The organism is Halopseudomonas oceani (assembly GCF_002903165.1).
In the GTDB taxonomy this organism is placed as follows: domain Bacteria; phylum Pseudomonadota; class Gammaproteobacteria; order Pseudomonadales; family Pseudomonadaceae; genus Halopseudomonas; species Halopseudomonas oceani.
The window spans coordinates 87210-107318 of record NZ_PPSK01000009.1 but is presented as its reverse complement, the minus strand read 5'-3'; the positions used below and the strand labels follow the sequence as shown (position 1 = coordinate 107318).

Here is a 20109-nt window from a genome sequence, read left to right as displayed (position 1 = left end):
GCCTGCGGGACAGGTCGCGACGCGACCATAGCTGTTGTCTCAGTCAAGCACAACCGTCACGTAAGCGACAGGCATAACGCTCAGGCTGCAGCTGCAGCCTGGATACGCTGAACCATCGCCCGCAGGCCATTGCCACGGGTCACGCTGAGGTGCTTGAGCAGGTTCAGTTGAGTGAAGTAGGCTTCAACGTCGAAGGCACGAATCTCCTCGACACGCTTACCGTTATACGCTGCAAGGACAACAGCAAGCAGCCCCTTGACGATAAAGGCATCGCTGTCAGCGTCAAAATACAGCCTGTCACCGTCGCGGCGACTGACCAGCCAGACCTGGCTTTGGCATCCACGCACCAGGTTTTCTTCAGTACGCTGGCTCGGATCCAGCTCGGGTAATTCCCTGCCCAGATCAATGATGTACTTGTAGCGGTCTTCCCAGCTGTCGAAAAACGACAGGGTATCAACGATATCCTCACTGGTGATTTCCGTACCAAATCGACTCATGTGCTGCCGTCCTCAGAAAAACATGCCGGTTTCGAGCTGCGCTTCTTCGCTCATCATATGCCGCTGCCAGGGTGGATCGAACACCAGGTCAACCTTGACCTCGTCGACGTTAGGCACCAGCTTGACGCGATACTCGACGTCGCCAACCAGTACCGTTCCCATCCCGCAGCCGGGCGCGGTAAGCGTCATCTGGATGGTCACCTTGTGGGCAGACTGGTCGACGGCGACATCATAAATCAGCCCCAGATTGACCAGGTCGACCGGAATTTCCGGATCGTAGACAGTCTTGAGGGCGGCCCAGACTTGCTCCTCCCGAATCTGTTCATCGACTGGCTCCGGGAAGGACAGCAGCTCGGGCTCCAGCCCAAGCGCCTCGGCATCGGTGCCATCAACACGCACCATCTGACCGTTGTAGGTCACAGTGTAGTTGCCGCCAAGCGCCTGGGTGATAGTCACGAAGGTATCTTTGGGGATGGTCAGGGGTGTTCCATCGGGAACTCGGCGTGCCGGACAATCGGCCCGGGCTACCACCATGCGACGTTCCATCGGGTTTCCTCGAAAAGATAACGGCCCGCCCCCGCAGGCGAGCCGTGAACAGGACAGATGATCAGTTGACGCTGAAGCTCTCGCCGCAGCCGCATTCGTCCTTGACGTTAGGATTGATGAACTTGATCTGCTGGTTGATGCCCTCGCGGACCAGGTCAATCTCGGTACCGGAGAGTACCTGCAGGCTGTTGCCGTCCACCAGCAACTCGACCTGATCGTCAAGCTGGTAGTGCAGGTCGCTATCGCTCGCCTGCTCCACCAGATCAATGGCGTACATGAAGCCGGTACAACCGCTCTTTTTCACGCTAAGACGGACAGCCTTGCCCTGCTGACCACTCAGCTGACGACGGAAATGTGCCAATGCAGCCGGAGTAACCGTAACCGCCTGCTGTTTGGGATCAAAGGATTCAACGCTCATCTGCAGTACTCCTTAAATCAGAAACTGCCGTACTTTTTCCAGCGCTTCAAACAGCCTGTCTATATCTGCACGGGTGTTATAGAAAGCCAAACTGGCCCGCACCGTGCCCGGAATACCGAGCTGCTCCATGATTGGCTGCGCGCAGTGGTTACCGGTGCGAACCGCCACGCCCTGCTGATCCAGCAGCATACCGACATCATTAGGGTGCGCGCCTTCCAGCAGGAAGCTCATCACGCTGGTCTTGTGTGCAGAAGTGCCAACCAGGCGAACACCGGGGGTTGCCCGTGCGCGCTCTTCGGCATAGTCCAGCAGAGCCTGTTCATGGGCTGCAGCCCCGGCGCGATCCAGCTGGTTCAGATAGTCGATGGCGGCACCAAAGGCGATCACCCCCGCAATATCCGGAGTACCCGCCTCAAACTTGTAGGGCAGCTGGTTGAAGGATGTGCCGGCGAAACTCACGGTCTCGATCATCTCGCCACCACCCTGATAGGGCGGCATGGCCTCCAGTAGATCACGCTTGCCGTACAGCACGCCGAGGCCGGTCGGACCAAACAGCTTATGTGCAGAGAAAGCGTAGAAGTCACAATCCAGCGCCTGAACATCCACTGGCCAGTGACTGACGGCCTGCGCACCATCAATCAAGACCAGCGCGCCCACCGCGTGGGCCAGACGCACCACATCGGCAACCGGATTGACGGTGCCCAAGGCATTGGAAACGTGGCCACAGGCAACCATCCTGACACGCTCATCGAGCATTGTTTCCAGCGCCGCCAGGTCCAACGTGCCGTTGGCGTCCACTGGAATAGGTTCAACGCTGGCCCCCTTCTCCGCCGCCACCAGTTGCCACGGTACGATGTTGGAATGGTGTTCCATCGCCGAGACCAGCACCCGATCTCCCGCCTGGAGGTTGGCTCGCCCCCAACTGGCGGCCACGAGATTGATACTCTCGGTGGTGCCGCGAGTCCAGATCACCTGGCGCGCTTCAGGCGCGTTGATAAACTCGGCGACCTTGACTCGCGCAGCCTCAAACTTCTGCGTCGCCCGGTCCGCCAGCGCGTGCGCACCACGGTGGACGTTGCTGTTGTCCTGCTCGTAATAGTCAACCAGGGCCTGAATGACCGCGCGCGGTTTCTGGGTAGTCGCGGCGTTATCAAGATACACCAGCGGGTGGCCGTTGACCTCCTGATTCAGAATCGGGAAATCGGCACGCACACGCTCGGCGTCAAACGGTAGCCGCTTCGTGAGATCATTCATAGCCAAGCTGCCCTACCATCTCGCTGGGTTGACCGAACAGCGAGACCAGGCGAGGACGCAGGTAATCCTGCACAGCCTGTTCCGGTACCTGACTCAGCAGTTCGTTGATAAAGCCAAAGCTCAGCATAGTGATCGCATCGGCCTTGGATACACCGCGACTCTGCAGGTAATACAGCGACGTCTCATCCAGCTGGCTGATGGTTGCACCGTGGGCACAGCGCACGTCGTCTGCGTAGATTTCCAATTCGGGCTTGGTATTGATCTCGGCGGAGCGCGAAGTCAGCAAGTTTTTGTTGCTGAGTTCAGCGAGCGTCTTCTGCGCCTGCGGATGAATGTGAATGCGGCCATTGAATACGGCCTTCGCCGAGTCACCGATGATGCCGCGAAACACCTCGTTGCTGGTGCAATGTGGCACGCAATGCTCAACATTGGTGTGATAGTCGATGACTTGGCGGTTACGCGGCAGGTAGATGCCGTTCAGATCTAGGTGCGCACCTTCGCCCAGCATGTTGACCTGATAGTCGATGCGCTTTAGGCGACTGCCCTGAGCCAGCGTAAAGCCGTGGAAACGGGCATCACGCTGCAGGTTCACATGCACACCACCAACATGCAGCAGGTCTTCCTGCTCCAGGTTGATACGATAGTGCTGCACTTGCGCATTGTTGCCCACAACCACTTCAGTCAGGCTGTTTACAAAGCCGTTTTGCGCATGCACATCTGATGCGTAATGCTCGATCAGTTCAGCCTCGGCGTTGTCTTCCAGCACCAGCAGCAGGCGCTGACTGGCAGCGACCGGTGTACGCTGTGGCGTACTGATATTGACAACGTACAGCGGTTTTTCCAGGCGCTGATTACGCCCGACATGCACCAGCACACCGTCAGCAGCCCAGGCATTGCTGAGCGCTGCGAACAGGTGCCGATCACTGTCGACTACCTGCCCCAAGTGCTGCCGAATCAACGCCTGCTGGGCGCTGTCAGCCTCACCAAAACGGACAATCCCCGTCGGCAAGCTGCTTGAATGCTCGGCACTGAATCGGCCGTTGATAAACACCAGACGGGTCGCATCCAGCTCAAGCTGTTCGACATCAGCCAGCGCCTGCGCGTCCGAGGTAGAACCCCAATCGAGCTGCGAGTATTGCTGCAGCGGAGCCAGCGACAGGTACTTCCAGTTTTCGGTCTTGCGGCCCGGCCAGCTGGCCTCGGCCCAGGTGCTGGCGCCCTGCTTGCGCAGGTCAGCCAACCACTCGGGAGACTGTTGCTGTGCAGCGAGCTGCAAGGCCGTCTGTTGAAAATCACTCATCGGATCAGACCACCTCGCTTTCAAGCCAGCCGTAACCCTTGGCTTCCAGCTCCAGAGCCAGACTCTTGTCGCCGGATTTGACGATGCGGCCACCAGCCAGGACGTGCACGTAATCCGGCACGATGTAGTCCAGCAGACGCTGATAGTGGGTTACCACCAGGAAGCTGCGCTTGCCGTCACGCATCGCGTTAACGCCGTCGGCAACCACTTGCAGGGCATCGATATCCAAACCGGAGTCAGTCTCGTCGAGAATGCACAGATCCGGTTCCAGCAGCATCATCTGCATGATCTCATTGCGCTTCTTCTCGCCGCCGGAGAACCCTTCGTTGACGCCGCGCTTCAGGAAGCTGGCGTCCAGGTTGACGCGCTTGCAGGTCTCGCGTGCCAGCTTGAGAAAGTCGACCGAGGAAATCTCATCCAGCCCCCGGTGCTTGCGCTTGGCATCAACCGCCGCCTTGAGGAATTCCATGTTGCTGACGCCGGGAATCTCAACCGGGTACTGAAACGCCAGGAACAAACCTTCACGTGCACGCTCCTCGGTTTCCATCTCCAGCAGGTCGTGCCCCTTGAAGGTGACGCTGCCGGCAGTGGCTTCGTAACCGGGCCGACCAGAAAGCACGTTACCCATGGTGCTTTTGCCTGAGCCATTGGGGCCCATGATGGCGTGAACTTCGCCTGGCTTGACCTCGATGGACAGGCCTTTGAGGATATCTTTCTCTTCAACTTTCGCGTACAAGTCTTTGATATTTAGCATCATTTATGCCTGATAAATTACTTTAACCGTTTTGAGCTGCACCAACAGGCAATCAGCCCACAGAACCTTCGAGACTGACCTCAAGCAGCTTGCCGGCTTCCACCGCAAACTCCATTGGCAACTCTTTGAACACCTCGCGGCAGAAGCCGTTGACGATCATTGAGACCGCCTTCTCAGCGTCAAGGCCACGCTGCTGGCACAGGAACAACTGGTCATCACTGACCTTGGAGGTTGTTGCCTCGTGCTCCACGACGGCGCTCGGGTTCTTGCTTTCGATGTACGGGAAGGTGTGCGCACCGCAGCGATCGCCGATCAACAGCGAGTCACACTGGGTGTAGTTACGCGCCCCTTCGGCACCTGGGTTGATACGCACCAGGCCACGATAGGCGCTATCACTGCGCCCGGCAGAAATGCCTTTGGCGACGATGGTCGAACGGGTGTTCTTGCCAAGGTGAATCATCTTGGTCCCGGTATCGGCCTGCTGGAAATTATTGGTCAGCGCAACCGAGTAGAACTCGCCTACGCTGTTGTCGCCCTTGAGGATGCAGCTCGGATACTTCCAGGTGACGGCAGAACCGGTTTCGACCTGGGTCCAGGAGATCTTCGCGTTGGTGTGGGCAATGCCACGCTTGGTCACGAAGTTGTAGATACCGCCCTTACCCTCCGCGTTGCCCGGATACCAGTTCTGCACGGTAGAGTACTTGATCTGCGCGTTATCCAGCGCGACCAGCTCAACAACCGCGGCGTGCAGCTGGTTCTCGTCACGCATCGGCGCAGTACAGCCTTCCAGGTAGCTGACATAGGAGCCTTCGTCAGCGACGATCAAGGTGCGCTCGAACTGCCCTGTGTTCATCTCGTTGATGCGGAAGTAGGTCGACAGCTCCATCGGACAGCGAACCCCCTTGGGGATGTAGACGAAGGAGCCATCGGAGAACACTGCGGAGTTCAGTGCTGCATAGAAGTTGTCTTTCTGCGGTACAACGCTGCCAAGGTACTGTTTGATCAAGTCTGGGTACTTGTGCACGGCCTCACTGATCGGGCAGAAAATGACGCCTGCCTCGTAAAGCTTCTCGCGGAAAGTGGTAACCACGGAGACCGAGTCAAAGACTGCATCAACGGCAACACCCGCAAGCATTTCCTGCTCATGCAGCGGAATGCCCAGCTTTTCATAGGTCGCCAGCAGCTCAGGATCAACCTCGTCGAGGCTCTTGGGCTTGCTGTCCATGCTTTTCGGGGCCGAATAATAGGACACCGCCTGGAAGTCGATCTCCGGGTAATGCACGTGAGCCCAGGTCGGCTCATCCATTTCCAGCCAGGACTGGAATGCCTTGAGTCGCCACTCGAGCAACCATTCAGGCTCGCCCTTCTTGGCCGAAATGAAACGGATCACGTCTTCATTGAGCCCCGGAGGCAGGGTTTCAGACTCGATGGCCGAGTGGAACCCCGCCGCGTAGTCCTTCCTGATCAGGCTTTCGACTTCTTCAGTCACGGTATCACCTCAATATTACAGCCGACGCTGATAGCGCGACTGCCACTTCTTGATTCAGGCACGCGTCCACCCGGTGGCGCTGCATGCGTGGAGAGTTCTACGACTCTTTAGATAATTCGCTCGAGCGCGCTGATGCTGCTACGCACGTTGGTAGCGCAATGATCCTGCCGCGAGCTGACGCGCTGAATATCTTCGCGCGAAACCAGATCGGCCAGACTGATCTCATCGAGAAACTGGCGCAGCCTGGCGCTCAGGTCAGACCAAAGATGGTGGGTCAGGCAGACAGCGCCGTCCTGGCAGTCGCCCTTACCCAGACAGCGCGTCGCATCCATCGAGTCGTTCACTGCCTCGACGATCTGCGCAACACTGATTGCCGCCGCCCCGCCTGCCAGCTTGTAGCCGCCGCCGGGGCCGCGAACACTCTCGACCAGCTTGCCGCGACGCAGCTTGGCAAACAGCTGTTCAAGATAGGAAATGGATACGCCCTGACGCATGGAAATGTCAGCCAGCGTGATGGGGCCCTGGTCCTCGTGCAACGCCAGATCCAGCATAGCTGTAACGGCGTAACGACCCTTGGTGGTCAATCGCATAGACGCTCTCGAGCGGATAAATTCACCGCTGCACTATGCAATATCCAAGCATTTCAGTCAAGTATTACCCCTGGCCGGCCGCCGTATTATAGAGCGATGCGCACGGTATCGAAAGGCAACACCAAAACGTCAATTACACTGCTTCACAAGAAATCAGCTGAAGCGCCACCAGCGACAATGCTATCGTTGATCGCCTCAGGGAGGCTCGACTCAGTTCTGCGCGCTGCGCTCAGCGCTCAGCGCTCAGCCGACGTCACAGCTTCGGCACACTGCCGGAGAAACGCTGGACTCGATCAGCCTCCCTCGACACACCTATAACAAGGAGCCATGCAGAATGAGCCATCACCAGCAGTTCTACATCAACGGTCAATGGGTATCGCCCAAGGGCACCCAAACCCTGGATGTCATCAACCCGGCCACCGAAGAAGCCGTTGCCACCATCGCGCTTGGCAACAAGGAAGACGTTGATCTCGCGGTAGCCGCCGCCAAAGCCGCCTTCGACAGCTACTCCAACACGACCCGCGAAGAACGCATTGCTCTGCTGGAGCGCATCATCGAGGTGTTCAAAAAGCGCATGGGCGACGTTGCCGTTGCCATCTCCCAGGAAATGGGTGCCCCGGCAAAACTGGCGAAAGCTGCACAGGCGCCGTCCGGACTGGGACACTTCGTTACCGCTCTTGGCGCACTGAAGGAGTTCGAATTTGAAGAAACCATCGGTACCACTCTGGTAACCAAGGAACCGATTGGCGTATGCGGCCTGATCACTCCGTGGAACTGGCCCATGAACCAGCTCACGTGCAAAATCGCACCGGCGCTGGCAACTGGCTGCACCATGGTGCTCAAACCCTCTGAAGTCGCACCGCTGTCGGCACTGATTCTCGCCGAGATTCTGGAAGAAGCAGGCGTACCAGCCGGCGTGTTCAACCTGGTCAATGGCGATGGCCCGACTGTGGGTGCTGCCATGTCTGGTCACCCGGACATCGATATGATGTCGTTCACCGGCTCTACCGCTGCTGGTCGTCAGGTGATGACCAACGGCGCGCAAACCATCAAACGTGTTGCACTGGAACTGGGCGGCAAGTCGGCCAACATCCTACTCGACGACGTCAACTTCGAGAAGATGGTTGCCCACGGCGTCATGTCCTGCATGAACAACAGTGGCCAGTCCTGCAACGCACCGACCCGCATGCTGGTTCCTAACAGCCGTATGGACGAAGTCGCGGCGATTGCCCAGGCCGCTGTTGCCAAAGTCAAGGCAGGCGATCCAAATGCAGCCGACACCGTTATTGGCCCGGTCGTTTCCAAGGCCCAATGGACCAAGATTCAGGACCTGATCACCGCTGGTATCGAAGAAGGTGCCAAGGTAGTCGCAGGTGGTCCTGGCCGCCCGGAAGGTCTGGACAAAGGCTATTACGTCAAGCCGACTATCTTCAGTCACGTCACCAACGAGATGACCATCGCCCGCGAGGAAATCTTCGGCCCGGTGCTGTCGATCATTGGTTATGAAGACGAGGACGACGCGGTACGCATCGCCAACGACACCCGTTACGGCCTGTCCGGCTATGTTTCCTCCAGTGATCTGGACCGCGCTCGCAAGGTTGCCCGCCGTATTCGCACGGGCATGGTGCACCTGAACGGCGCTCAACTGGATCCGCGTGCGCCCTTTGGCGGTTACAAGGAATCCGGTGTCGGCCGCGAATGGGGTCACTATGGCTTCGAAGACTTCCTCGAGGTCAAGTCGATCTTCGGTTACAACCAGGCCTGATCCTGCGGTACCGATAGCAAAAAGCCTCTGCCCTTACGGGCAGAGGCTTTTTTATTGCCACTACGTGGGCGCCGCAGCGCCCACGCCTTCTGATTACCGACTGAGTTCAACCAACAACGCGTTGAGACGTCGCACATAAGCCGCCGGATCATTCAGCGACTCACCTGCCGCCAGCGCCGCCTGATCAAACAGGATACGACTCAGGTCACCAAAACGTTCCTCATCCTGCTCTCCGTCCAAACGATCGAGCAGCGGATGCGCTGGATTGATCTCCAGGATCGGCTTGCTTTCTGGCGCCTTCTGCCCGGTAGCCTCCAGGATGCGGCGCATTTGCAGTCCCATATCATCCTCGTTGATTACCAGTACCGCCGGCGAGTCGGTCAGACGATGGGAGACTCGCACTTCCTGCAGGTCGTCCTTCAACACCTCCTGGATGCGCTTGACCAGATCGGCCTTCTCTTGAGCGGCCTTTTCCTGCTCCTGCTTGTCCTCTTCACCCTCCAGCTTGCCGAGGTCGAGGTCACCGCGAGCCACATCGACAAACTGCTTACCCTTGTACTCGCTCAGGTGGCTCATCAGCCACTCGTCAATACGATCCGTCAGCAGCAGTACTTCGATACCCTTCTTGCGGAAGATCTCCAGGTGCGGGCTGTTCTTAACCTGCGCGTAACGCTCGCCAGTCAGGTAGTAAATCTTGTCCTGCCCCTCAACCATTCGCTCGAGGTAGGCGTCCAGACTGACCACTTCACTGTCGTCAGTCTGCGCGGTTGATGCAAAACGCAGCAGGCCAGCAATTTTCTCACGGTTGCCAAAGTCCTCTGCCGGACCCTCTTTCATCACGCTGCCAAAGGCTTTCCAGAAGGTGGCGTACTGCTCCGGTTCCTTCTTGGCCATTTTCTCCAGCATGTCGAGCACCCGCTTGGTCAGCGCCGACTTCATGCTATCAATGGCCGGATCCTTCTGCAGAATTTCACGCGATACGTTCAGCGACAGGTCGTTGGAGTCGACCACACCCTTGATGAATCGCAGGTACAGCGGCAGAAACTGTTCGGCGTCATCCATAATGAACACCCGCTGCACATACAGCTTCAGGCCACGCGGCGCCTCGCGCTGATACAGGTCAAACGGTGCGCGGCCCGGCACATACAGCAGACTGGTGTATTCAAGCTTGCCTTCAACCTTGTTGTGACTCCAACTCAGCGGATCCTCAAAGTCGTGGGCTACGTGCTTGTAGAACTCCTTGTACTCGTCATCCGAGACCTCAGTACGGCCGCGAGTCCAGAGCGCGCTGGCGCGATTGACACTCTCCCATTCCGGCTCAGTCGGTGCATCCTTCTCCTCACCGTGGTGCTGCTTAGGCAATTCAATCGGCAGGGAAATATGGTCCGAGTATTTGGTTACGACATTACGCAGACGGAAGCCATCAGCAAACTCACTCTCAGCGGCTTTCAGGTGCAGCACAATGCGGGTTCCGCGCTCGGGCTTCTCAATTGTGGCGATACTGAACTCGCCCTCACCGGCTGACTCCCAGTGCACCCCCTCTTCCGCCGGCAGACCCGCGCGACGGGTAAAGACTTCTACCTTGTCGGCAACAATGAATGCGCTGTAAAAACCGACCCCAAACTGACCAATCAGCTGGGAGTCCTTTTTCTGATCACCAGTCAACTGCTGCATGAATGCGGCGGTGCCGGATTTGGCAATGGTGCCCAGATGGTCAATGACTTCCTGACGGGACATGCCAATCCCGTTGTCTTCAATCGTCAGGGTGTTAGCTGCCGGATCCGCGCTGATACGAATACGCAAATCAGGCTGATTCTCCAGCAGCGCCGGAGTGGCTATCGCTTCGAAGCGCAGCTTGTCAGACGCGTCCGATGCGTTGGAAATCAGCTCACGCAGGAAGATTTCCTTGTTCGAGTACATCGAATGAATCATGAGGTGAAGCAGTTGCTTGACCTCAGTCTGAAATCCGAGTGTTTCCTTATGAGCGTCCACGGTCATAACGAAGTGTCTCCATTGATGCAGTTCAGGGCGAGCCGGTCAGGCCGGCGATGCATCTAGAGATGGGGACAATTTGAGTACTTTCAAGGCCCTGCAAAAAAACGGCAGTACACATCAGCGACGTGCGCGAGTCTCGATCAGGACAACATCTTCAGGATGAAACTGGAAGTCCACCTGATTGGCACCCTGTGGCAGCGACAAAACGATACGTCGATCACCGGTGACCTCCTTCAACACACCTTCGTAGCTGCGCCCCGTGACAGTGAGCACTCGAGCGGACCGGCCAATGAAGCGTGCCGGGCTATCCAGCAACGTTTGCAGGTTCAGCTCCCGCCATCCGGCAGGTTCAACCGCGACCGGAGGTGGTTCGACAGGCGCTGGCGCTGGCGCACTGAGTGACTTGCCCAGCCAGTCAGGCTGACCATCCAGTAGAACCCGCCCACCAAGGCGCGTTGCATGGTCTGCGGGCAAGTGCAGATAAACGGTCATCTCAGTTTTGCTAGCGCCTACCGGAGCCAGAGCAATACTCAGGCTGTAAGCGGATGGGATACGGCGCAGACCGGGGGCTGTCAGGGCACCGGTGTACCATTGAATAACCAACTCGGGCCAGGGACCATCGTCACCGGGCAACAGGTCAATCGCCGTGCCGTGCAACAGCGCAGGTGCCTTGTCAAAACGGACCACCAGCGAACGCAGAGTCCGGTTAGCCGCGGTCTCGGCGAAAATCAGTTGATCACCACGCCAGTAGACGTTGTCAGGCACAAAGGGTTGCCCCATGAGCGTCCCGCTAAGCGCCGCCGACGCAGGCGTTTCCGCCCAGTTACCACTCAACAGGCGGTCAAAGCGTTCGGGTTGATCACGATACAGCAAGCCCACCCCGGCCACGACCGAGACCAATGCGATAACCAGCAACACCCGCGGCAACACGGGATAACCGCGACCACGCAGCAACGGTGTAATCACTGGCAGCAAGGTTGCGACCATCAAAGGCCCCGGGCCCAGACTCAGGCTGGCAAATACCAACCACGCCCAGGATACGGCTAGCGCAACCATCCCCCCCAGAATCAACAAGGCTTCCATGTCGCCTGATCTTCTCCGATTAGCGATCTAGTCCAGTTTGAAGTGCGCACGCGCCGTCGCGATCGGTTCGCTGGAGTGCGTTTGCCAAGCAGTGATAGCGACGTTACCTACCCGCCGACCCTGACGCCAAACCTGGCAGGTAGCGTAGGTATCACGGTACAGCCCGGCGCGCAGGTAATCCACCGAGAAGTCGATGATTTTGGGAAACACCTCACTGTTCATAAACATCATCAGGTGAAGCATCGCTGACTGCTCCATGAATCCGGCGATTACGCCACCGTGCAGCGCAGGCAATACCGGGTTGCCGATGTTGAGCTCCTGACGCGGTAGCGTAAAAAAAGCCTCGCTGCCCAGCCGCGTCACTTGCATGCCAATCATCCGGGCATAGGGAATCAGCTCAACCAGCGCGCTGTAGTCGCCAGTCTCGTGGGACCGGGTAATAAGCTCCTGAACCTGCTGCTCACTCAGACTCATGCTTCCCCCTGATCAATCTGTTTGCCCAGTTCCGCCTGATCAACGGCCTTGCCCATGCGCATGAAGGTGCCGACCACATGGGCAATCGGCTGCTCGCGATCATCCTGGTAGGCCACGCCACGGGTAAAGATGACCGTCGGCGTTACCCGATAACATTCAGCGAAACCGAAGATCGGTTTACCCGGCTCCGCCGGGTGCATGTAGTCGATGCGCAGGTCCAGCGTCGGACAGATTTCGAACTCCGGCAGGTAGCAGACGGTCGAGATACCGCAGCAGGTGTCCATCAGCGTGGTAATGGCCCCGCCGTGGATGACGCCGGTAACCGGATTTCCAACGATCTGTTCGCTGTAGGGAAGGCGCAGAACAAGCCCGCTCTGGTCGGCGCTCTCCACCGTTATCTGCAAATGCTGACAGTGACGCAACACGGATAGAAAATTGCGCGCGCGCAGTTCAATTTCGCTCATGAACGCTGTGACCTTGGCGTAGCTAGTCAATAAGGCTGAGCATAGTACCCAGAACCTGAACTAGACTCCATAAGTTGGCCTCAGATTGAACTTTGCCGCCGGCGGTGAGCACTAACTCCTTGAATCCACTGATCTGCAGGAGTATTCAGATGAATCGTAAAGGATATGTTGCCGCAGCACTGGCATTAACTGCGAGTCTTTGGCTAACCGGGTGTCAGCAAGAGCCCGAAGACAAGATGGAAGACGCCAAGCAGGAAATGTCGGATGCCGTAAACAGCATGGGTGACGCTGTCGAAAGCACTGGCGAGGCCATCGAACAGAAAGCCCAAGAAGCACAATAAGAAGGGGCAAAGGTATCGCCCTGACTATCAAGGAGAGAGCAAATGAAGAAAGTAGCTGCCGCAATGGTACTGATGGCGGGCGTAGGTCTTATGGCCGGCTGCCAGGAAAGTGCAGAAGACAAGATGGACGACGCCCGCGAGTCAATGTCGGAAGCAGTGGAGAGCATGAACGATGCCGCTCATGACGTCGCCGACGCGACCGAGCAAAAGGCACGTGAGATGACCGGCAACGAGCAGACTGCTGGTGAAGTAGTGCAGGAGAAGGTCGAGGCGGCTGGCGAGCAGGTTGAGGAAGCCTACGATGCGACCAAGGAAAACGTAGAGCAGGCGTACGACGCCACCAAGGAAAATGTCGAGCAGGCGTACGAAACATCCTCCGACTATGTAGAGGAGAAGGCAGACGCTGTGCAGGAAGCGGCTACCGAATCCAAAAACGAGATGGAGAAAGCCGTAGAGGAATAAACTCTATGGCGCAGGCATGCCGCCCGGCATGCCTGCCTTCACTCCCTCTTTTCACCCCAGCGCAGGGATCAGCAGCAATCCCAGGCAGCAGACAAAACCGACAATCCACGCCAGACTGCGCAGCGTTGCCAGGTTCATCAAATACAGCACGCTATAAGCTATCCGGCAGGTAATAAACAGCAGGCACAGCACGTTGGCCAGGCTGCCGCCAGTACCTGTTACCAGAACCACCAGCACCCCTGCTGCGAACAACGGAAACCCCTCGATCATATTCTGATGAGATGCCAGAGCCCGTGCGCCCCACCCGGTCAGTGCCGCCTGTTGCGCCCGCGGGTGGGCGTTGTCATATCCCTTGCCTGAGCGGCCCTGAGCGATGGCGACAGGAACCTTGGTAAACACCAGCAGCAACGCTGCAATAAACAAACACCAAAGAGGCACACTCATTCCGTTTTCTCCATTTGTGCAGACGGGGGTATCGGCGCCGGGCTGAACATCATGATGTGCAGCACATCCGAATGAAACTCACGGCGATACAGTACCACCACCACACCGGCGACGGTCAGAATGAACAACAGCGGATTGATGAACCAGGTGAGCGTCCCCAAAGCAAAATAGTATGAGCGAAGGCCCAGGTTGAACTCATTGCCGGCCATGGACAACACCCGAGCCATACGCTCGGCATAAGCGTTGCGCTCTGTCTCGGTCACATTCTTCTCACCTAGCAGCGGCGCAGATCCCAGCAGTACCGAGGCAAAATTGTACTGGCGCATGCCCCAGGAGAAGGTGAAAAACGCATAGACAAAGATCGCGGTCAGCACCAGTAACTTGAGCTCGAATATCTCGCGCCCCACTTGGGCAACAAAGGGCAGTTCGTGCAGCAGCACAACTGCCTTGTCTGATGCCCCGATAACGGTGATCAGGCCGGCAAGAATCAGCAGCGTACTGGATGCGAAAAACGACGTGTTGCGCTCCAAATTGCCGATAACGCTGGCATCGGCCATACGCTGCTCGCGCATCAGCAAACGGTTCATCCAGTCTCGACGATACAGATGCAAAACACTGGCAAGGCAAGCAGTATCTCTGCCCTTGCGCAATGCATATAAGGTGTAGCCCACCCAGCAAAGCAAAAACCAGCTGACCGCCAGCAGGTTGATCCAAACACTTCCCGCATCCGGAATCGACAGCATTACCTCTCCTCAGATACCACCAGTACATCTGTAGCTGGGCACCCCATGGCACCCGGCCCGTTACCGTCGCAGACTACCGTAACGCAGATACTCGACGAGTATAGCTGCCAGCAGGGTCACAGCGACCGGCAGCAGCCATCCGAGACTTTTATCTGACAACGGTAATGCGTCAATCCATGCCCCGGCACTGCTGATCAGTCCCGCGGCCTTCAAACCATCAATCACACCAAACACCAAGGTAACCAGCATCGCCGGGCGCATCAGATTCTGCGGGCGAGCCATGGAGGCACACAACAGGCTCATGCTTACCAGCACGATCGCCAGCGGGTAAAGACCGACCAGCACCGGGATTGAAAAGCTGATCAAACTATCCAGCCCCTGGTTAGCCACGGCCATGCTGAACAAGCCAAACACCCACACTACCAACTGGTAGCTGACCGGCAGCAGGCGGCTGAAGTACTCACCACAGGCAGTTAGCAAGCCGACCGCTGTGGTCATGCACGCCAGGATGATCACCAGAGCCAGTAGCGCGCTGCCAGCAGTACCAAATCGGTGCTGCACGTAAGAGGCCAGAATCTGCCCACCATTTACCCCCGACTCGACCAGCGCACCGCTGGTGGCGCCAAGGTAGAACAGTGCCAGATACACCATCGACAGGCCCGCAGCAGCGATCACTGCGGCCAACACGGTGTAACGAGTAATCAGACGATTCTCGCTTACCTGACGGTCACGAATAGCGGTAGTAATAACGATGCCGAACACCAGCGCGCCGAGTGTGTCCATCGTCAAATAGCCCTGCAGAAAGCCCTGAATCAGAGGCGCAGAGCGGTACTGCTCGGTCGGTGCGTGCACCTCACCCGCAGGGAACAGCAACGCAGCGATGCCAAGCAAGAACAGTCCCGACAGCAGTACAGGGGTAATGTACTTACCGATTCGGTCGACCAACTGTCCTGGCTTCAGGGCGAGGAAGATAACCACTGAGAAATAGACAACCGAATAACCCAGCAAAGCTAGCCAGCTATCCTGAACAAAGGGCGCCACACCAATCTGGTAGGAGACCACCGCCGTGCGCGGCGTGGCAAACAGCGGCCCGATAGCGAGGTACACCAGAACGCTAAGCAGCACACCGGCAACCCGTCCAAGCGGTCCCGTCAGCTGTACAAGACCACCGCCGACGCGCGCAAGCGCAATCAAGGTCAGCAGCGGCAAACCGACGGCCGTAATCAGAAAGCCAAAAGCCGTCGGCCAGATATTCTCACCGGCAGCCAGGCCTGCACTCGGTGGAAAAATTACGTTGCCTGCACCAAGAAACAGGGCAAACGTCATGAAGCCGAGAGCCAGTACATCAATGGGAGTAAGTTGTTTGGTCATAGAATCTTGTTTGGGTGTTCGCTGTACGAGTGATTGCTCCCTGCACCCTCGAACATGGATAAAGGCAAAGGACGCTACCGGCAACCGCCGGCAGACCAGATAGTCGTGGGAATCCGGAACTGATCAAAAATCACGTCCCGTAATTTTTTGGCGGCAAATTCTACCTTGTTCTGTACAACCGCATCGAACAAAGCCGCCGGGCGGTAGTCCGCTGAACTGCATCCATCGAGCGATTGGGCTGCTCCGAGGCGGCCTCGCATCTGCCACTCGCCCTGCTCGTTAGTCAGCCAGATTCTTCCGAATGGCGGCACATCCTGCACGTCGCGGCTGAGCACAACGAACCCCTGCTCACCCTCTTCCTGCAACCTCACCGCCCATATCAGGCAACCGTTACCATCGGCCACCTGAGCGCGACAGCCAGCCATGGCAGGTTGCTCCAACAACTTGTCGAGCAGCGATTGCGGCACTACCTCGCCCCGGGGAAAAACCGGCAAGGACGCCAGCTTCTCTTCCAGATGGGTGCGAGTGTCACGCGTTCGGCCCAACGCCTGCAGCGCCATCGCTGCAAGCCTGGCAGAGGATCCACCACCATCAACCGGCTCTCTGGCCAGCTCCATCAGAGCAGCAACGCCGTACCCTGCCCCCTGCCTGGTGAGAAAGTTGATCAACGCCTGATCATCAACCTGCCCACGGTGCATGCGCTCCATCTGGCTATCAACACTCAGGCGCCGTGGATCAAGCGGCCCACCCAACAACAGAACCACCGCGAGCACCGTTGCTGCCGATGCCAGCACGTTGGTCGCCGGCATAAGCCTGCCAGGCAAACGGCCAAGCAACGTCGCCAGGGCGTCCAATGCATATCCGCCGACCAGCAAACCGATAATCAGCACCACCAGCACGGCCCAGATACGCTCCGGCGTCAGACCATACTGGTCGATACGCAGGCTTAGAGAGTAGCCCGCAACGATCACCATCGGGAGCAAGGCCAGCTTGCCAACCGCGGTGAGAAGGCGCATTGCCCGATGCCGTGAGGTCATTTGCGCGCCCCCACGGGAGGCAAGGTTGAGGAGCAACAAACTTAGCGCCGCAAACCACAGCAACAGCGTTGCCGCTCGCCCCGTCGACAGCAGGCGATCAATGCCCTGCACACCCCAGCTCGCAACAAAGCAAATCCCCAGCAACGCGGCCAAGGGATACAGCCAGCCACATAGCTGCTGCGAACGCTGATACACAAAGTCAGTCACCCGGTGCGTGCGCACAACAACCGACACGGCGTGGGAAAACACCAGGGTACTCAAAGGAATGGAGAACCAGGCCTGCTCTATCAGATCGGACAGAAAGCGCAACTCAATCAACTTGAACAGCCCGGCCGCCGAGGCCAGAACGCCCCAGAACAAAGCCAGCACCAGCGCGGATTGAGCGAGCAACAGCGCGTTGCGCAGCAACGCATCTACCCAGCGCGCATAATCAATACGCCACCTGCCCCGCTGCAAAAGGGCCAGCGCAGGCACCAGCAGAAAGGCAACGATCCCCAGAATCAGAGCTGGCGCGAGATAATCACCCACCTGCGCCGGCGTCCAGCCCGCGGCATCACTTCGTCGCCCCAGGCTGCTGGCTGTCAGCCCTTGATGCAGGCCAATCAGCGCGGTTACCAGCGCAACGCCAATACTCAGCAACCAACGCCGCACCGCCGTTGCCTCGCTGGCGCAGTAGAAACTCAGCGGCAGAAAGATCATGACCATGAACAGCGGAATATAGGCCGCAGCATGGGTGGCAGGCCAGACGTGCAACTCTGCCGACTGATACAAACCATAGGCCAACATGGCCTGCAAGCCGCCCACCATCAGATGCAACACACTGATCCGGTCAAAAGCTTTCATGTGAACTCTTCCTGCGCGCAACGCGTCCGTTCCTGCCAACGTGCATAAAAAGCATGGCAGATAAAACAAAACCCCGCCGAAGCGGGGTCTTGTCACTACCTGTGACCAATGACGCTTACTTCATGGTCCAGCCAGTCAGTTCTGCCAGCGCAGCGCCGATTTCGGCCAGCGAGCGAACAGTTTTAACGCCTGCGTCTTCCAGAGCAGCAAACTTCTCGTCTGCAGTGCCCTTACCGCCGGAGATGATCGCACCAGCGTGACCCATACGCTTGCCTGCCGGAGCAGTAACACCAGCGATGTAGGAAACAACCGGCTTGGTGACGTTGGCCTTGATGAACGCAGCCGCTTCTTCTTCAGCGCTACCGCCGATCTCACCGATCATGACAATCGCTTCGGTCGCCGGATCTTCCTGGAACATCTTCAGGATGTCGATGAAGTTGGAACCCGGGATCGGGTCACCACCGATACCAACGCAAGTGGACTGACCGAAGCCGGCGTCAGTGGTCTGCTTGACCGCTTCATAGGTCAGGGTGCCGGAGCGAGATACGATACCGACCTTGCCCGGCAGGTGGATGTGGCCCGGCATGATACCGATCTTGCACTCGCCGGGGGTGATAACACCCGGGCAGTTCGGGCCGATCAGACGTACACCTAGCTCGTCACACTTGACCTTGGCATCCAGCATGTCCAGCGTCGGGATGCCTTCGGTGATGCAGACAATCAGCTTGATGCCGCTGTTGGCCGCTTCAAGGATGGAGTCCTTGCAGAACGGAGCCGGAACGTAGATCACGCTGGCTTCGGCGCCAGTTACTTCAACTGCTTCGGCAACGGTGTTGAACACCGGCAGACCCAGGTGAGTGGTACCGCCCTTGCCCGGTGTTACGCCACCAACCATCTTGGTGCCGTAGGCAATCGCCTGCTCGGAGTGGAAAGTGCCCTGCGAGCCGGTGAAGCCCTGGCAGATGACCTTGGTGTCTTTGTTAATCAGGATGCTCATTATTTACCCTCCGCGGCCTTGACGACTTGCTGGGCAGCGTCGGTCAGACTGGTTGCAGCGATGATGTTCAGGCCACTCTCGGCCAGTACCTTGGCGCCGAGATCGGCGTTGTTGCCTTCCAGACGAACAACAACCGGTACCTTAACGCCTACTTCTTTAACGGCGCCGATGATGCCTTCAGCAATCATGTCGCAGCGTACGATACCGCCGAAGATGTTAACCAGAACGGCCTGTACGTTGGAGTCGGACAGAATGATCTTGAACGCTTCGGTAACGCGCTCTTTGGTCGCGCCGCCGCCCACGTCCAGGAAGTTGGCCGGCTTGCCGCCGTGCAGGTTGACGATGTCCATGGTGCCCATGGCCAGACCGGCACCGTTGACCATGCAGCCGATATTGCCTTCCAGAGCAACGTAGTTCAGTTCGAACTTGGCAGCGTGGGCTTCACGCGGATCGTCCTGAGACGGATCGTGCATGGCGCGCAGCTTGGGCTGACGATACATGGCGTTGCCATCGATGTTGATCTTGGCGTCCAGGCAATGCAGGTTGCCGTCTTCCTTGATCACCAGCGGGTTGATTTCCAGCAGAGCCAGGTCGTAGTCGGCAAACAGCTTGCCCAGGCCTACGAAAATGTTGGTGAACTGCTTGATCTGGTCGCCTTCGAGGCCCAGCTTGAATGCCAGCTCACGGCCCTGATAGGGCTGCGGGCCAACCAGCGGGTCGATGGTTGCCTTGAGGATCTTCTCGGGGGTTTCTTCCGCAACCTTCTCGATCTCGACACCACCTTCGGTGGAGGCCATGAAGACGATACGGCGAGTGGAACGATCAACTACCGCGCCCAGGTACAGTTCCTTGGCGATGTCGGTGCAGGACTCAACCAGAATCTTGCTGACCGGCTGACCATTGGCATCTGTCTGGTAAGTAACCAGACGCTGACCCAGCCACTTCTCGGCGAAGGCTTTTGCATCTTCCTTGCTCTTGACCAGCTTTACACCGCCGGCTTTACCGCGGCCACCAGCGTGAACCTGAGCCTTGACGACCCACATGTCGCCGCCAATCTTGTCACAGGCTTCAGCCGCTTCTTCCGGAGTGTCGACAGCAAAACCCTTGGATACTGGAAGGCCGTATTCAGCGAACAGCTGCTTCCCCTGATATTCGTGAAGATTCATGCTTTTCTACCGTTTTGATCGTGTAGGAATTACGTTTTATAGCCACTGTCCTAGGGGACCGTAACCACCAATGCCG

21 protein-coding genes are annotated in these 20109 nt (G+C 57.8%); 3 read left to right on the top strand and 18 right to left on the bottom strand.

The features are described from left to right. Positions 1-80: 80 nt before the first annotated feature. The 8 genes from C1949_RS10955 to iscR form a co-directional block, all read right to left on the bottom strand. Complete coding sequence (locus tag C1949_RS10955; RefSeq protein ID WP_104738520.1) at positions 81-497, bottom strand: SufE family protein; 417 nt, start codon at positions 495-497, stop codon at positions 81-83. 12 nt (positions 498-509) lie between these two features. Continuing rightward, a complete protein-coding gene (sufT, locus tag C1949_RS10950; protein WP_211287121.1) occupies positions 510-1043 on the bottom strand; it encodes a putative Fe-S cluster assembly protein SufT in 534 nt (177 codons plus the stop codon). Positions 1044-1104: 61 nt separating this feature from the next. Further along, positions 1105-1461, bottom strand: coding sequence for a HesB/IscA family protein (locus C1949_RS10945; protein WP_104738519.1), 357 nt, complete (start codon positions 1459-1461; stop codon positions 1105-1107). 12 nt (positions 1462-1473) lie between these two features. After that, entirely contained in the window at positions 1474-2715 is a 1242-nt protein-coding gene (locus C1949_RS10940) for an aminotransferase class V-fold PLP-dependent enzyme (protein ID WP_104738518.1), read from the bottom strand. Beyond that, a complete protein-coding gene (gene sufD, locus C1949_RS10935) occupies positions 2708-4015 on the bottom strand; it encodes a Fe-S cluster assembly protein SufD (protein WP_104738517.1) in 1308 nt (435 codons plus the stop codon). The genes C1949_RS10940 and sufD overlap by 8 nt, the downstream gene beginning before the upstream one ends. Positions 4016-4019: 4 nt before the next feature. After that, positions 4020-4769 carry a Fe-S cluster assembly ATPase SufC gene (gene sufC, locus C1949_RS10930; RefSeq protein ID WP_104738516.1) on the bottom strand — a complete coding sequence of 250 codons (750 nt, stop codon included), beginning with the start codon at positions 4767-4769 and terminating at the stop codon, positions 4020-4022. Positions 4770-4821: 52 nt separating this feature from the next. Beyond that, positions 4822-6258 carry a Fe-S cluster assembly protein SufB gene (gene sufB / locus C1949_RS10925; protein ID WP_104738515.1) on the bottom strand — a complete coding sequence of 479 codons (1437 nt, stop codon included), beginning with the start codon at positions 6256-6258 and terminating at the stop codon, positions 4822-4824. A gap of 107 nt (positions 6259-6365) precedes the next feature. Next, complete coding sequence (gene iscR, locus C1949_RS10920) at positions 6366-6848, bottom strand: Fe-S cluster assembly transcriptional regulator IscR (RefSeq protein WP_104738514.1); 483 nt, start codon at positions 6846-6848, stop codon at positions 6366-6368. Between the two features lie 334 nt (positions 6849-7182). On the opposite strand from iscR, the gene C1949_RS10915 reads away from it, so the two are divergent. Continuing rightward, positions 7183-8613: an aldehyde dehydrogenase family protein gene (locus C1949_RS10915; RefSeq protein WP_104738513.1), complete on the top strand. Its 1431-nt coding sequence runs from the start codon at positions 7183-7185 to the stop codon at positions 8611-8613. 93 nt (positions 8614-8706) lie between these two features. Here C1949_RS10915 and htpG read toward each other — a convergent pair whose 3' ends face one another. The 4 genes from htpG to C1949_RS10895 form a co-directional block, all read right to left on the bottom strand. Beyond that, positions 8707-10611 (bottom strand): molecular chaperone HtpG, encoded by a 1905-nt coding sequence (gene htpG / locus C1949_RS10910; protein ID WP_104738512.1) that lies wholly within the window; start codon positions 10609-10611, stop codon positions 8707-8709. Between the two features lie 114 nt (positions 10612-10725). Further along, positions 10726-11691, bottom strand: a complete 966-nt coding sequence (locus C1949_RS10905) for a hypothetical protein (RefSeq protein WP_104738511.1) — start codon at positions 11689-11691, stop codon at positions 10726-10728. Positions 11692-11718: 27 nt separating this feature from the next. Further along, positions 11719-12159: a PaaI family thioesterase gene (locus C1949_RS10900; RefSeq protein WP_373289811.1), complete on the bottom strand. Its 441-nt coding sequence runs from the start codon at positions 12157-12159 to the stop codon at positions 11719-11721. Positions 12160-12161: 2 nt separating this feature from the next. Beyond that, the gene (locus tag C1949_RS10895; RefSeq protein ID WP_104738509.1) at positions 12162-12629 is read right to left on the bottom strand and encodes a PaaI family thioesterase; all 468 of its coding nucleotides are present in this window, start codon (positions 12627-12629) and stop codon (positions 12162-12164) included. A gap of 149 nt (positions 12630-12778) precedes the next feature. On the opposite strand from C1949_RS10895, the gene C1949_RS10890 reads away from it, so the two are divergent. Together C1949_RS10890 and C1949_RS10885 are read left to right on the top strand one after the other, a co-directional pair. Beyond that, positions 12779-12970, top strand: a complete 192-nt coding sequence (locus C1949_RS10890; RefSeq protein ID WP_104738508.1) for a hypothetical protein — start codon at positions 12779-12781, stop codon at positions 12968-12970. Positions 12971-13012: 42 nt separating this feature from the next. Next, positions 13013-13432 (top strand): hypothetical protein, encoded by a 420-nt coding sequence (locus tag C1949_RS10885; protein ID WP_104738507.1) that lies wholly within the window; start codon positions 13013-13015, stop codon positions 13430-13432. 51 nt (positions 13433-13483) lie between these two features. Here the strand turns inward: C1949_RS10885 and C1949_RS10880 are convergent, their stop codons facing one another. From C1949_RS10880 to sucC, 6 genes are all read right to left on the bottom strand, one after another. Then, positions 13484-13876, bottom strand: a complete 393-nt coding sequence (locus C1949_RS10880; protein WP_104738506.1) for an MAPEG family protein — start codon at positions 13874-13876, stop codon at positions 13484-13486. Then, positions 13873-14619: a DUF599 domain-containing protein gene (locus C1949_RS10875; RefSeq protein WP_104738505.1), complete on the bottom strand. Its 747-nt coding sequence runs from the start codon at positions 14617-14619 to the stop codon at positions 13873-13875. The genes C1949_RS10880 and C1949_RS10875 overlap by 4 nt, the downstream gene beginning before the upstream one ends. 60 nt (positions 14620-14679) lie before the next feature. Beyond that, complete coding sequence (brnQ, locus tag C1949_RS10870) at positions 14680-15990, bottom strand: branched-chain amino acid transport system II carrier protein (RefSeq protein WP_104738504.1); 1311 nt, start codon at positions 15988-15990, stop codon at positions 14680-14682. A gap of 74 nt (positions 15991-16064) precedes the next feature. Beyond that, positions 16065-17870, bottom strand: coding sequence for a DUF4153 domain-containing protein (locus tag C1949_RS10865; RefSeq protein ID WP_104738503.1), 1806 nt, complete (start codon positions 17868-17870; stop codon positions 16065-16067). Between the two features lie 115 nt (positions 17871-17985). Further along, positions 17986-18867: a succinate--CoA ligase subunit alpha gene (gene sucD / locus C1949_RS10860; RefSeq protein ID WP_104738502.1), complete on the bottom strand. Its 882-nt coding sequence runs from the start codon at positions 18865-18867 to the stop codon at positions 17986-17988. Beyond that, the gene (gene sucC, locus C1949_RS10855) at positions 18867-20033 is read right to left on the bottom strand and encodes an ADP-forming succinate--CoA ligase subunit beta (RefSeq protein ID WP_088274119.1); all 1167 of its coding nucleotides are present in this window, start codon (positions 20031-20033) and stop codon (positions 18867-18869) included. Before sucC ends, sucD begins: the two co-directional genes overlap by 1 nt. Positions 20034-20109: the final 76 nt, after the last annotated feature.

Excerpts from the sequence above, each read along its gene's own strand:
- C1949_RS10885 (WP_104738507.1), top strand. The coding sequence starts at position 13,013 with ATGAAGAAAGTAGCTGCCGCAATGGTACTGATGGCGGGCGTAGGTCTT.
- htpG (WP_104738512.1), bottom strand. The coding sequence starts at position 10,611 with ATGACCGTGGACGCTCATAAGGAAACACTCGGATTTCAGACTGAGGTC.
- C1949_RS10915 (WP_104738513.1), top strand. The coding sequence starts at position 7,183 with ATGAGCCATCACCAGCAGTTCTACATCAACGGTCAATGGGTATCGCCC.
- sucD (WP_104738502.1), bottom strand. The coding sequence starts at position 18,867 with ATGAGCATCCTGATTAACAAAGACACCAAGGTCATCTGCCAGGGCTTC.
- C1949_RS10955 (WP_104738520.1), bottom strand. The coding sequence starts at position 497 with ATGAGTCGATTTGGTACGGAAATCACCAGTGAGGATATCGTTGATACC.
- iscR (WP_104738514.1), bottom strand. The coding sequence starts at position 6,848 with ATGCGATTGACCACCAAGGGTCGTTACGCCGTTACAGCTATGCTGGAT.
- brnQ (WP_104738504.1), bottom strand. The coding sequence starts at position 15,990 with ATGACCAAACAACTTACTCCCATTGATGTACTGGCTCTCGGCTTCATG.
- C1949_RS10905 (WP_104738511.1), bottom strand. The coding sequence starts at position 11,691 with ATGGAAGCCTTGTTGATTCTGGGGGGGATGGTTGCGCTAGCCGTATCC.
- C1949_RS10890 (WP_104738508.1), top strand. The coding sequence starts at position 12,779 with ATGAATCGTAAAGGATATGTTGCCGCAGCACTGGCATTAACTGCGAGT.
- sufC (WP_104738516.1), bottom strand. The coding sequence starts at position 4,769 with ATGCTAAATATCAAAGACTTGTACGCGAAAGTTGAAGAGAAAGATATC.
- sucC (WP_088274119.1), bottom strand. The coding sequence starts at position 20,033 with ATGAATCTTCACGAATATCAGGGGAAGCAGCTGTTCGCTGAATACGGC.
- C1949_RS10880 (WP_104738506.1), bottom strand. The coding sequence starts at position 13,876 with ATGAGTGTGCCTCTTTGGTGTTTGTTTATTGCAGCGTTGCTGCTGGTG.
- C1949_RS10895 (WP_104738509.1), bottom strand. The coding sequence starts at position 12,629 with ATGAGCGAAATTGAACTGCGCGCGCGCAATTTTCTATCCGTGTTGCGT.
- C1949_RS10865 (WP_104738503.1), bottom strand. The coding sequence starts at position 17,870 with ATGAAAGCTTTTGACCGGATCAGTGTGTTGCATCTGATGGTGGGCGGC.
- sufT (WP_211287121.1), bottom strand. The coding sequence starts at position 1,043 with ATGGAACGTCGCATGGTGGTAGCCCGGGCCGATTGTCCGGCACGCCGA.
- C1949_RS10875 (WP_104738505.1), bottom strand. The coding sequence starts at position 14,619 with ATGCTGTCGATTCCGGATGCGGGAAGTGTTTGGATCAACCTGCTGGCG.
- C1949_RS10940 (WP_104738518.1), bottom strand. The coding sequence starts at position 2,715 with ATGAATGATCTCACGAAGCGGCTACCGTTTGACGCCGAGCGTGTGCGT.
- sufD (WP_104738517.1), bottom strand. The coding sequence starts at position 4,015 with ATGAGTGATTTTCAACAGACGGCCTTGCAGCTCGCTGCACAGCAACAG.
- C1949_RS10945 (WP_104738519.1), bottom strand. The coding sequence starts at position 1,461 with ATGAGCGTTGAATCCTTTGATCCCAAACAGCAGGCGGTTACGGTTACT.